Raw genomic sequence first — 11,397 nt, 5'->3', positions numbered from 1 at the left:
ACTTTAGATGTAGAAAGTAGATATACTTACCAGGAATCGTTATAAATTCCACTCAATCTCCGGAAAAAGGCTAGACTTAGACGCAGACATATTCAGTAAAACTATCTCTATATTGCCACTGCGTGCACAAAGAAAAATGGCTATAGTTATACTTACTGATTTTGGCAATGAAGCGGGTATTCAATCCCGCTATATTACTGCTCAATACCCTCTTGCTGCTAAATGCAAAGCGGGTTATGGCGAGTCGATCTCGGAGGAATTATGATGAACCTAAATTTAGATACTATTTTCTCATCGCTGATGAACCCGGCCCTGAACGAGTTTCAGGTTTGGGCTTTGCAAAACCCGGAAGAAAGTCTCAGCAAAACGATGTTACCGCCGATCGCCCTGATTGAGGGTTTGATTGCCAACGAACCCACCTATTTGCAAATAAAACGGCTGGCTTTCGGAGCCAATTTTTGCTGCGCGGGGCAAGTCGTGATGGGAGAGTTTGACACGCTGGAAAAAGCACTCACATCGCCCCAGGCGCGCGGATGGCGGCTTGGTACTTCTGTACTCGATCCCGATCGCGCGCCCAACCAAGATGTCGGCGGCAGAAACCTTTTTCTACTGTCTTTGTCCGATCGCGCCACTGACGGTAGCAGCAACCACGCAGCATTCCGAAGCTGTATGCAGAAGTATCTCTTCAACAGTGCCACAACCGATCGCCAGGGAGACGAAATCGCCCGACAGTTGCTCGATCGGCTAGCCGCAGATTATGCCGAGATGTCGCACGGTGCGGGGGGAGCATTTTTTACCGATGTCAAGCGGGGTTGGATGGGATTTTTAGTCCGATACCTGCACTACGTCATCTTTGGGATTAATCCAGACGATTCAGAGTCGATCGAACTTCTCACCGAATTGCATTACACTCGCCAAAGCCCGCTGCACTACTTCGCCGTCATCGGCAACCTCCTGCAAAGCCTGAACCTCTTTGGACACGGGGATTTGTCCGCTCTAATCGAGCGTGCAGCGACTATCTATGAGAATTCCCCAGCTTTAGCCGACTTCGAGGAGAGCTCGGAAAACAACGGCATGACTAAGCGGGAATTGGCGAAGCTGATGACATCGATTATGGGGATAGCGGGACTGCAAGGCCCCCTGCACCTAGGCTATACGGCAATGGGATACCGCCCTCTCCCCGCCTATAAAGGACAGCAGACGGCCGAAATTAACCCGACTGATTTTTGGGATCGGCTCGATTTGGACGATCGCCAGTCGATCGAGCTCTTCCTCCTGGAATGCGCCCGCCTCTGGGCCCCCGTCAGCGCCACCCACCGAGTCGCGACAGAGCCCTTCACCGCAACGGTAGCGGGCAAAGAGCGCACCTTCCCCGCAGGAACCAAGGTACTGATACCGCTCAGTCTGGGGCTGCTAGACGGGAGTTTCTGGGGCTCTACGGTATACGAATTCAACCCTAAGCGGGAGAATCTGTGCCCTTTTCATATGGGATTTCATTCGGTGGGCGATCGCAGCGCGGGACGGATTTGCCCCGGTAAAGATGTCGCACTCAAGATGCTGGTGGATGTCGTGAGTACGGTAGGCAAAGTGCGGCGAAGCTCTGAGCCTAATTTACACGGGTAATTAATCCAAAAGCTCGATCGGACAGCGGTTGAAACTGAGATATTACACCATTCTCAAGAACAGGCAAGATGCCTGTTCCACAAAGAATCAATTGCTTGTGGGGTGGGCATCCTGCCCGCACATAAAAGCCTTATTGAGAATGGTGCAAGATGTGAGTTGAAACCGCACGCCACACAAACTATTGAGCGATCGATCGACTCAGAAATCAAGGGGGTATCTAATAGGAAACCAAAACACAACTATTTTGAGGATAGATAATACCATGTTAATCGAACAAAAGCAACTAAAAGACATCGCGAATTGGATGAAAGTAGATAATCCAGCGGAGTTACCAGAAGTCCTGCAAGGTATCTTTTTTATGGACGGTAATGTTTTACCAGATGATTGTCTGACGATGTACAGTTCAGACTGGAATGCTGACAAACGGACGTTATTGCTGCGCGTTTTTGACCCTGTTATCTGGACATTTTATTCATCAATGGCGGGACGGATGTTAATTTATTTAGTTAAATTTTCTCGCTTCAGCTACTTGTTCCGATTCTCCGATGCAACTTTGCAGCACGGGCACATTACGCCGATAGTGTTTGGATTGTCTGTGCCGGAGTGGCTGGTAGATTTTTTGATCGATCGAGATCCGAACACTCCGAATGGAGATATCTGGTATCGCAGAAACTCATTTTTCGGCCGGCCTGCTGAGAGCGGATATATACTCCGCAGGATTGTAGACAAAGATGGCAACTACACCTCAGCGTTTCCAGATATGCTGTCTAAAGTTGAGAGTGATTGTTTGATCGTTGCCAAAGAGTGAAAATATTTACCAAAACTACAAAACCCGCTTCGTTAGGCGGGTTTTGTCGATCGAAGCGGCGGGATTTGAACCGACGACCCCCACTAACACAGTTTTATTTGCTAGCCTATAAAGGCTATGCAGCAAGCTCTAGCATTTATTTGCTAGCCTATAAAGGCTATGCAGCAAGCTCTAGCAGGCTGTTGTCAATTCTTCCTATCAATAATTCGGATAGTGTGTGATTGGCAACTGTAGAATAAGGGTTTCACGGCGATTGCACGATCGATATCCCAACGGAAAATCAAAGGTTTCAGACTAATAGCTAAAAACTGTCCTGACTATCGATCGTTGACAGTGTAAAGCTTGAAACTAGAATGGGGAACACGAGTTCTCTGTAAAGTGCGATCGCCATCTCCTCATGGGATATTGAGGGTAGGAAATCTCTCCGTCCAGACTCATCATTATAACAAAAAATCTGGGTTTCACAAGGATTTAATTCAGTTTACACAAGCTCGACAGCTCGCATTTATCTAGGTCATTGGTGACAGGGTTGCAGTTTCTCTTTCCTGAATCTACTGTGCTCTCACTTGATTCAGGTAGATGAACACAAACATTCTCAAAATAGCTGGTTCTTTGGACTTAAAGTCCCTAGGTATTAACTTTGGAGGAATTTGTCATGACTAAAGTTTCACAAATCGACTCTTATCAACTTGAGCAATTACTAAAACGCCTCGAACAAATTGAAGCTAAGCTGGGAATCAAAGTTCCCTCAGGTGGCGAAGCATCAGGTAAAGAAGCACAAAAATTTTGTGCTTTGCCAAAGGTTCCTCCACGCACTTTCGATCCGAGCGTGTCGCCGGAGCGTGCTCGTCTAATACGGTTACTCGGGAAGAAGTGGGTTAACGGTACAAAATTACGTTATTACTTTTTTGAGAGTGGTCCCAATTCAGGCGGGAACGAACAGAAGGAGATCGTGCGACAGGGGTTTGAGGTGTGGAAGAAGGTAGGGATTGGTATCAAGTTTGAGGAGGTTCGGAACATCAGCGAGGCAGAGATACGAATCGGCTTTGTGCAAGGAGATGGAGCCTGGTCGTATCTTGGCCGCGATGCGATCGATATTCCTAAACAAGGCGAACGAACCATGAACTTCGGCTGGGATCTTCGGGCTGATTCCCGTGGGGTAGATGTCCCCGTTCACGAGATAGGTCACGCCTTAGGTTTCCCTCACGAGCACCAAAACCCATTTGCAGGTATCGTATGGGACGAAGAAGCCGTTTATAAATATTTCGGTGCTCCTCCTAACGAGTGGGACCGAAATACAACTTTTTATAATGTGCTCCAAAAGCTTGCAGTAGGAGAAGTGGAGGGGTCAAAGTGGGACCCCAACTCAATCATGCATTACGCTTTTGCAGCGGGACTCATTGAGAAACCTGTGGAGTACCAGAACGGATTAAACCCTGCTGGCGGACTTTCCGAGCAGGATGTTTTGCAGGTACGATTATTCTATCCCCCGCTTGATGACTCGAGTTATACAGAACTTAAACCCTTCCGTTCGGAGATTCTATCCCTCGCACCTGCTGAACAGAAAAACTTTGCGATAAAACCCTCTGCGACCCGAACCTATACAATTGGAACCTTCGGAAAAGTAGATACAGTTATGGTTCTTTTCGAGGATCAGAGTGGTGATCTCAAATATGTTGCGGGTGACGACGACAGTGGCACAGACTTGAATGCACAAATCAATGTTCGGCTTTATCAAGGTCGGCGGTATGTGCTGAGAATCCGCTTGTACTCTAACTTTTCTGGTGGTGAAGCCTCAGTGATGCTTTGGTGAGGTCTGCCGCAAAAGTTGAGAGAGATGATGGCAAGGGCATTTCCTCGGGCGATCGCGCCCACCTGCTCTCACCCATCAATTACGCTAATTCGCGGGTTTCTTTAACGGCAGATTGACTCGATTGAGCTACATAGATACCGCATAAAATCACGACAAACGCTATCAAGTCAAAGAAACCCAAGCGTTCAGAGAAAATTACCCAAGCCAAGATTGAGGCAAGGACTGGCTCGAAAAGCAGCGTGACGGCGACGAACCCTGACGACAGCCTGCTGAGGCTGTAAGCCAAAAGTCCTTGACCCAACACTTGGCACAAGAGAGCTTGCAAAATTACGAAAAACCACCCCATCCAGGAATGGGGAAACAATCTTTCTTCGGCGAGTGCGAGGACGGGAAACGCAAATATAGTCGTGAAGGCGCAGCGCCACAGCAATAAGGTTGCCGTGGTAAATCGTTCTCGCAGCAGTTCTAGCAGTATCAGATACGCAGCAAAACAAATCCCCGACAGCAAGGCGACGGCATTACCTTGTACTTGGTTAGTGGCGAACTGCACGTCATCCCATCCAATAGCGATCGCTCCGGCCACTGCCACGATCATGCCAATGATGAATCTGCTATTGTAGCGCCTACCTAACAACAACCACCCCCCCAAACCGACAAACAGTGGGTTCAAACCACAAAATAACGTAACGTTGGCAACGTTGGTTTGAGTCAGCGACAAAGACCACAGCAGGAAATAGGTTGCTCCGAAAGTTCCCAATGCTACCAATAGCCCGAATTCTCGTCTCGTAAAAGGCTTCTGTTCTACAGGTTGGCGATCGGATTTTTGGCGGTCAAAAGCCTCAACTGTGCTCAACAAGCCAAAGACGATGGCAGCGATCCAGCCGCGATGGAATGCTACGGCATTTGAACCTATTTCTCGTTCGCACAGTTTGACGAGGATTGGTGCTAAAGATAGGGGGATCAGGCTGGCAAATAATGAAGCAGTTGCTATCCAAGCAGGTGTTCTGGACGACTGTTGCTGTGCTAATTCCAGTTTGGCTGTCATACTTTTTAGCAAATGTGTTGACATCGAGTTGTGCTGATTTTTTGAGCCAAGTCTTTTTCACTTGCTTAAGCTGTTTTGCATTTAAACTGGGATTTTTGAGCGCCAGACCCCTTGCTGTACCTGGAATAGTCGATCAATTTAAATGCGTAACAGCTTACCGTTGAAACAAACAGTAAAGGTGGCTAACCGCTCTCTAGCCGATTTTGTGGGAGATGAACAACAGCTTGGCTAGATACGGCTAGGTATAGACCGATGAGAACTAGGGCAAAACCTACCCAATTCGAGAAACTTAACTTTTCCCAAAATATTGCCCAAGCCAAAATGCTGCTAAATACTGGCTCTAACAAATGTACTAAGGAGACAACCACTGAGGACAAGCCACCAACGCTATAGGTTAAAAGTCCTTGACCTAAAACTTGGCAGACGAGGGCGAAAAAAATGACGAACAGCCATCCATTCAGTGAAGAAGGCAAAACCCGCTCTTGAGCGAACACAAGCATGGGCAAGATGGATAGGGTAGCGATCGCACAAACCCACAACTGAATTGTGATGGGGTCAAATTTGGTTCTCAGTTGTTCTACCACCAGCAGATATGCACCCATGAAAACCGCAGAGAGGATCGCAGCGATGCCTCCTGTTACCTCACCAGCAGCCATTTGTATTTGCTCGATTTCAATGGCGATCGCTCCCCCAATGGCGACGACCATCCCAATGAGAAATTGGCGGTTAAAGCCTTGACCGAATAACAACCAAGCTCCTAAGCTGGTAAATATCGGGGTGAGATTATGTAGGATTGTCGAGATAGCGACGCTGGTTTGAGTCAGCGACCAAGCTACAAAGGCTAAGGTGGCAGCAAAAAGAGTCCCAGCACCTAGCAATAGCAAAAGCTCCTGACTGGTGTATGAATGCTGTTGAACGGGTTTGTCACCAGAAAGTCTCTGACGTATCGCCTTGTATCCTTGCCACAGCCCAAAGACGATACTACCTAGCCAAAAGCGATTAAATATTGTAGCATTGGGACTGAGTTCAGATTCACTCCATCTAATGAAGATAGAGCCAAAAGATAGGGCGACTACACCGACAAATAATGAGGCGATCGCCATCGTCGTTTTATTGGATTCATTCATCAGGGGTGAAACAAGTATAAAACAGAAAAATCTATGATTGGCTGTGAAGCAACTGTGCTTCGTGGCGATCGAGAAGTCTTCTATAGTAAATCCCGGATCTAAATGCTTGTTTTAGTTTTTTTATATTTTTATTTTTGAAATATTGTTCCTTTCATTAATTAACACCTATCTAAAAATATGTCAAGCACCATTTTTTACATAGTTTACGGATCTATGGAGTCGGTTTCCAAATGACGACGATCGGCAGTTCTACGTTTCTGTTAGCCATTTTTTCGGCTCCAGGATGGGGTGCTTTTTTGCTTAACTTCGGGATGCTTGGTGTTGTCGTTATTGTTCTCTACCTACTGTTTGGTATTTGGCGGAGGGTTTAGCGGCGAGAAGCTAGACTAATTTATTTTTTTTCTTCGAGTGATTTTCCCAGAAGATTGGCTGGACAAAAAGCACAGTTTATGACCGTGCAAAGTATACGATCAGAACGGTCTACGATCGCGGTTTCGTGGTAGAGTGCTTTTGGTCGTATACTCGTCTGGCTTAAAAGTCTGAAACTTCAATTGTGGAAAAGAATCTAAATCCTGTTTAAGGCGTAGTGAAAGTAAATAATGAACACTAGAAACTTAGATGACCAGGTAGAAAGTACAGAAAATGGATCGATCGAAGTTACAAATAAATTCCAGGATGCAGCCACAACAACTTCTGCAGCTTCACCAAAAGAATTCAATGCAGAAGACCTAGGACGTGTCTACTTTATTCGGCACGGTGAAAGTACCAGTAACGAACGCAACATTTTTGCAGGAGTTCTGGATGTTGACCTCACATCATTTGGCCGGTTGCAGGCGCGCCGTGCAGGTGTTGACCTGAAGAAAAAAGGTACAAAGTTTGACGCAGTATATGTCTCCCACATGAGACGCGCACGGCAAACCTGTGAAATCGCTCTTGCTGAAAGTCAGGCACTAAAGTCGCCCGATACTCCCGTTCAAATCGACCATCGAATTAGTGAAAAATCCTTTGGCATTTTTGCGGGTCGCAACCTAAATCTGCTGCGTCTAGCACTGGGCTACGAAGGCTTCGAGGAAATGTTGCATTCACATAACGAAGCACCTCCGGCTGGCGAAAAGATTGCCCAAGTTTACTCTCGCGCTGCCCGTTTCTACGAAGACAAAATAGTACCGCACTTGGAACGCGGAGAAACAGTTCTAGTAGTGTGCCACCAATATGTATTGGAGCCTCTAGCACTTTATTTAAGCGGTCTGCCGCCGACAGCTTATAAACACCTGAAACTTCCCAACGGTAAAGCTCTCAGCGGTGTGGATCTCGTCAAGTTTCGCGACAAGGAATCGGGCGGTGCCGCTTCGGTGCGTAAAGAGATCAACGATCTTTCAATTATGTGGGCGATTTTGATCTATGCCGCTGCCTTTTTGCTGGGAAGCTTGGTAGGGGCAATCAGCGGCGCAGCAGGAGGGATTCCGTCAGCCCTATTTCGAGCAATAATCGTTGTGTGTCTTGCCGCTTCAACGTTTTATACCTACCTGGACATCGACTTTGCCGCGAGTAAACGCAAAGTAACTTCAACTGTGAAGTATCTAGTTTACGGGTGGATGGCAGTGCGATGGGTAGTTGGGCTATTCTTAATATTTTCTGGATTTTTGTATCAGAGCGAAGCTGATTTGTACAAAGTTTTGTGGGTGCTGTTTTGGATGGTTCCGCCAGCCCTGACTTCCCCAGTTTTATCAGTGCTTTGGGGCGGTAATCTTTATCCGTCGGCTCTCTTGTCAAGAACCCTATCAATCGTTGCTCCACTGGCGCTTCTGGCTACATTGAAGGTTGCCAATTTACCCATTAACGTTGACAGCCTGATCTTTTTCGCCGTCATTCTAATTGTAGGTCTGGCAATACCGGGTGCGATCGCCCAGTTTTGGCGGGACAAATCCCCGGTTGAATCAAACCACCACAGTAAAAACTGGAAATTTATCGGTGTGCTTGCAGTCGCATTCATGGCTTTGGCAACCGGGTTTCAGTTTACTCCGGCAACATTCCTCAGCGATATATTTTCCTCAACGGATACAGCGCGATCGCTAGCTTGTCTGCAACAATTGGCAATTGCAACTTTGGTATTTGTCTCGATGCGCGCAGTAGCTACATTAACCTCAATAGTGACAAAGGGCAAGCTAAGTAAGGCAGAAGCTCGGGATGCTTATATCCTGCTTGTGAACCCAAACTTTTTCCTTTGGGCGGCTCTTTTCATCGGAGTTAGTGCAACTACTTCGGATGTGAAATATGCAGTTTTTTGGGCATCGCTGGGCTTTTTCTGCATCCCACTCATCGAGCAAATCCTGTTTATGAACTCATTTGGCAATGACATACTGAGAGAAACACTGCGTTCTTCGAGAGTGGCAACAGAAGATATCAAAAAGCTTTTCCTGCAATTGGATACGGATGGCAGTAAGTCGCTCGATCGAGCCGAAATTACGGAGTTGTTAGGGTTAATCGAAGATATGACGACAGGCGAACGCAGCTCAGAAGAAGTCAGAAGCTACGTCACTGATTATCTGTTCAACATTCTTGATAGCGATAAAAATGGCACTGTCGATTTAGCAGAGTTAGAAGAGTACGTATCAACCTATGGGTTAGTTGCTAACCTGAACGTCGTCTCTGCTACTGCATCCCCTGTTGGAGGAGCATAAGTGGCGATCGCCCAAAGTTGATATTAATGGAACTAACATAATTAATAAAAATTATGTTAGTTCCAAGTTCAAGAGAGGAGCAATTTCTAGATTACTTGTCTCCACTGTTCCTCCATTATTATATTTAAAAACCTAGTTTTTTAATGAACTTGTTAGATATCAAAATCGGGAGAGTGTAGCAAATGTCGCGTTATAAAATTCGAGCAATTATCCTGACAGCAGTCGTTTGTGTTGCCGTGGTATGGACGACTCCAGTGCGATCGCAGGAGCAAGAACAAGAGCCAGCTAAAGATGCCAACACTCCAAAGGTGGAACAAGTTGAACCAGAGAAACCAGCAGACCCCAAAGCAGCAACTACTACCAAAGACCTGAATATTCCCGTTGATGAACTCAAAATCCTCCTGAAGCCGCTCACTCTCGAAGAACTCCGAGACGAGGCAGCAGCGTGGATGCTTGTACTCCAAAAAAAAGCCCACGAAATCAGCGAAGCTGAAGTTACCATCAAGCGCCAGAATCAAGCCATCAACCAACAACAAGAAGGCGTTGACGGCCTAGAAAAAGCCAAAAAAGCCCTCGAAGCAGCCGAGCAAGCTCAAAAAGGTGCTGCCCCTGGTTCAGCGCAATATCAAGAAGGAACGAAAAAGGTAGAAGAAGCCAAAGAAAGCCTCAAAAAAGCCCAGTCAGCAGTCGAGAAATCGAAAACAACCAAAGCCGAATTAAAACAAGACGAGACATCGAATAAGACGCTGGAAAAAGCTCAAAAAACCGGCGACTTAGAAACAGCCAAACAAACTCTCGATAAAATAAAGGCCGATCGAGATAAGACCGTTGCTGGATCTCTACCTTATTCCGAGGCGACCAAAACGATCGAAAAATTAGAAGCAGCGATCAAAGCTTTCGAGTCCGCCCAAGAAGCTCAAAAAGGTGCCGAACCCGATTCACCGGAATACCAGGAAGCCACCCAGCAGCTAGAAAAAGCCGACGAAGACCTCAAACAACTGCTCAAAGAGATTGGGGGTACTGCAACAGGACAATCGTCTCAAGAGCGAGACAATGCCACAGCCGCCGTTGAAAACACCGACATTAAAAACAACGGGGAAGAGAAAGTTGCTGGGGAGCCGGGAGTCGTCAACAACCAACAAAACCTCCAACAAAAACAACAGGAACTCAAAAAAACGACCGAAAATTTGCAAAAGAGTACCGATGCGGAGTCTGCTGCAAAGAACCAACTCGTAGTGACTGTTACCGAACTCCAGTCGCAGCTAACGGCGATCGACGATCGCTTTAACGCCATCTTAGAAGAACTGGAGAAAAAAGGTGGCGATGCCAAGCCCTACCGCCAGTACACTCAAGCCGTTATGAGTATCGACTTAGATACCAAAGATACCCAAGGTTTGGGCGTGCGGCTTCTGGCTTGGGGCAAAGCTGAAGAAGGTGGGCTGCGCTGGGCGAGCAATACAGGGAAGTTCGTCGGGATTGTGATTGTTTCCATCATTGTCTCTCAAATCCTCGGCGCGATCCTCAACCGACTGATGAAGCTATTCGGGGGCACATCGAGAATTATGCGCCAATTTATCGTGATGCTCGTCAAGCGCGGCGGGGTTGTGATCGGGTTTCTAGTGGCTCTGACAGCGCTGGAAGTCAGCCTCGGTCCAGTTTTAGCCCTGGTTGGGGGTTTGAGTTTCATTTTGGCCTTCGCCCTGCAAAGCAACCTGGGTAACATAGCCAGCGGCTTGATGATTATGGCTTACAAGCCCTTCGATGTCGGTGACGAAATCAAACTCGGCTCACTTTGGGGATGGGTAGAGTCCATCACCTTAGCTAACACGAAAATCAAAGGCCTTGACGGTCAGATGTTTAACGTTCCCAACAACACGGTTTGGGGCGACACTATCGAAAACCTGAGTCACAGCGAAACTCGCAAATTTACACACTGGTTGCGGATTGACTTTGAGGAAAACCTGGCGAAGGTGGAGCAATTGCTTGTAGAAATTATGAAATCGCATCCCAAAGTTTTGGCAGATCCAGCTCCCAGCACCCAAGTGTGGAGCATTGAAGATTATTACATCAGTGTCAAGGCCGATGGGTGGGTGAACAAAGAGGATTTTTGGACAGTCCACTCAGACGTGATCCGCATGATTCGGGAACGGTTCTACAAAGATGGTATCCAACTTGCTGCTATCCCCAAAAGTATGGATTTAGCAGAACCAGATAATAGTAATGGCAAAATTCCCGATTTCGTTTCGCAAACCTCTGTGCATCTGGGAGCAGGCTCGGTTTCGGAAAGCCCTACATATTGA

General features: G+C 47.0%; 7 protein-coding genes. 5 read left to right on the top strand and 2 right to left on the bottom strand.

Annotation, left to right across the window (positions count from 1 at the left end):
• The first annotated feature begins 261 nt into the window (after positions 1-261).
• The 3 genes from QUB30_RS13335 to QUB30_RS13325 all read left to right on the top strand — a co-directional run bounded on the left by QUB30_RS13335 (position 262) and on the right by QUB30_RS13325 (position 4,244).
• The gene (locus QUB30_RS13335; protein ID WP_333333905.1) at positions 262-1,623 is read left to right on the top strand and encodes a cytochrome 450; all 1,362 of its coding nucleotides are present in this window, start codon (positions 262-264) and stop codon (positions 1,621-1,623) included.
• A gap of 262 nt (positions 1,624-1,885) precedes the next feature.
• Positions 1,886-2,431, top strand: a complete 546-nt coding sequence (locus QUB30_RS13330) for a hypothetical protein (RefSeq protein WP_333333903.1) — start codon at positions 1,886-1,888, stop codon at positions 2,429-2,431.
• A 655-nt stretch (positions 2,432-3,086) separates the two neighbouring features.
• Positions 3,087-4,244, top strand: a complete 1,158-nt coding sequence (locus tag QUB30_RS13325) for a matrixin family metalloprotease (protein WP_333333901.1) — start codon at positions 3,087-3,089, stop codon at positions 4,242-4,244.
• A 79-nt stretch (positions 4,245-4,323) separates the two neighbouring features.
• On the opposite strand, the gene QUB30_RS13320 is transcribed toward QUB30_RS13325, so the two are convergent.
• Positions 4,324-5,289, bottom strand: a complete 966-nt coding sequence (locus QUB30_RS13320) for a DMT family transporter (RefSeq protein WP_333333899.1) — start codon at positions 5,287-5,289, stop codon at positions 4,324-4,326.
• Between the two features lie 182 nt (positions 5,290-5,471).
• Positions 5,472-6,416, bottom strand: coding sequence for a DMT family transporter (locus QUB30_RS13315; protein ID WP_333333897.1), 945 nt, complete (start codon positions 6,414-6,416; stop codon positions 5,472-5,474).
• Between the two features lie 599 nt (positions 6,417-7,015).
• On the opposite strand from QUB30_RS13315, the gene QUB30_RS13310 reads away from it, so the two are divergent.
• Positions 7,016-9,097, top strand: coding sequence for a histidine phosphatase family protein (locus QUB30_RS13310; RefSeq protein ID WP_333333895.1), 2,082 nt, complete (start codon positions 7,016-7,018; stop codon positions 9,095-9,097).
• A 182-nt stretch (positions 9,098-9,279) separates the two neighbouring features.
• Positions 9,280-11,397: a mechanosensitive ion channel domain-containing protein gene (locus QUB30_RS13305; protein WP_333333893.1), complete on the top strand. Its 2,118-nt coding sequence runs from the start codon at positions 9,280-9,282 to the stop codon at positions 11,395-11,397.

The organism is Microcoleus sp. BROC3, assembly GCF_036702515.1.
Classification (GTDB): domain Bacteria; phylum Cyanobacteriota; class Cyanobacteriia; order Cyanobacteriales; family Microcoleaceae; genus Microcoleus.
The sequence above is the reverse complement of the archived record's forward strand: the minus strand, read 5'-3'. Positions and strand labels throughout refer to the sequence as shown.

Coding starts and splice junctions, on each gene's coding strand:
- QUB30_RS13315 (WP_333333897.1), bottom strand. CDS start 6,416: ATGAATGAATCCAATAAAACGACGATGGCGATCGCCTCATTATTTGTC.
- QUB30_RS13305 (WP_333333893.1), top strand. CDS start 9,280: ATGTCGCGTTATAAAATTCGAGCAATTATCCTGACAGCAGTCGTTTGT.
- QUB30_RS13320 (WP_333333899.1), bottom strand. CDS start 5,289: ATGACAGCCAAACTGGAATTAGCACAGCAACAGTCGTCCAGAACACCT.
- QUB30_RS13330 (WP_333333903.1), top strand. CDS start 1,886: ATGTTAATCGAACAAAAGCAACTAAAAGACATCGCGAATTGGATGAAA.
- QUB30_RS13310 (WP_333333895.1), top strand. CDS start 7,016: ATGAACACTAGAAACTTAGATGACCAGGTAGAAAGTACAGAAAATGGA.
- QUB30_RS13335 (WP_333333905.1), top strand. CDS start 262: ATGATGAACCTAAATTTAGATACTATTTTCTCATCGCTGATGAACCCG.
- QUB30_RS13325 (WP_333333901.1), top strand. CDS start 3,087: ATGACTAAAGTTTCACAAATCGACTCTTATCAACTTGAGCAATTACTA.